Genomic DNA, 520 nt, shown 5'->3' with positions numbered 1-520 from the left:
TAGCCGTCTCCAATGCAAGCATTCGCCACAATGATTGCCGCGCTTCTTCTGCTGCTCTTTGCCCGAGACACGCATGCGGGCATAGTCGGCGAGCGAATCGTTACTGGTGGAGCCAAAGCCGAGCTACTTTATCGAGAGGCGCGCGCTGCTGCCGCAGGATCTTGGGAAGATGGATTCTCAAAAGAACAATTCACACGCGTCGGAACCATCTCAACGGAAGATAGTTCACAGTTGCAAATCGGCTTCCTTTCCACCGTATGGGGTCCTGCCGGCCGCGCTACAAATCGGTTGCTCATATTTTCCGAAGCGGGAAAATATTTGGGGCGATTTAGTGGGTTCTCATTTTCCGAGCCGCCTAGCATCGCCAGTGCCACAGTATTGCTATTCCCCGTTCGCGCTGAGCACGGGAACGTTGTTCTATTCAAAGCCGGCATACCGGATTTCATTCTGATTGACGGCGAGCGTCACGAATTCGAGCCGGCTAACCAGTCGCTCGAGCGGACCTCCGCCAGCTGGCCGC

At 55.4% G+C, this 520-nt stretch carries 1 protein-coding gene; it reads left to right on the top strand.

Annotated features, from left to right (window positions below):
• Window positions 1-30: 30 nt before the first annotated feature.
• Window positions 31-520 (top strand): hypothetical protein (locus LNV09_RS24645; RefSeq protein ID WP_263559707.1); only part of this gene is annotated, 490 nt, incomplete at its 3' end.

Origin of the sequence: Paucibacter sp. B2R-40 (assembly GCF_025717555.1) — a bacterium.
In the GTDB taxonomy this organism is placed as follows: Bacteria; Pseudomonadota; Gammaproteobacteria; order Burkholderiales; family Burkholderiaceae_C; genus Paucibacter_A.
Note: the sequence above shows the minus strand (reverse complement) of the source record. Positions and strands in the feature narration are given on the sequence as shown.